The 478-nt window shown below is 44.4% G+C and carries 1 pseudogene; it reads right to left on the bottom strand.

Features of this window, described 5'->3' with window-relative positions:
- Positions 1-266, bottom strand: a pseudogene (locus tag AC1DUA_RS40520) (DUF7594 domain-containing protein); the annotation flags it as partial.
- Positions 267-478: the final 212 nt, after the last annotated feature.

Here is a 478-nt window from a genome sequence, read left to right as displayed (position 1 = left end):
GCATTATGTTTGATGCGGAAATGAACACCTACATAGATGCCCGAGTTATCCGAACCGTAAGTCCCTGTAAAGTTTGTAATTTCAAGATTATTAACTTCCCAGTACTCCTGATTCTCAAAATAAACACCCGCAAAAGCCGTTTTATTTACATTGATGATTGGCTTATTACCTGTCCCATACATATCGAGAACAATCGGATTTCCAGTTGCGCCACTCCCCTTGGGACTGAGACTTTGGCTATTCCATACGGAACCTGCTTTCAGCAAAATCTTATCCCCTGGAGAAAAGGAGCTTACTGCATTCACTTTGTTTAAAGATTGCCACGCTGTTGCAGCGCTTGTACCATTGTTATTGTCGCTGCCCCCAATTGCATCTACATAATAAGTTGTGCCTGCCGCCGATGCCGTTGCCGTCGCCGAATTTGGCGCTGCCAAAAGTAATGGACAGACAAACAAAAGTAAAGCCAGTACCGTACACC

It is taken from the genome of Paenibacillus sp. 01T422 (assembly GCF_056398785.1).
Note: the sequence above shows the minus strand (reverse complement) of the source record. Positions and strands in the feature narration are given on the sequence as shown.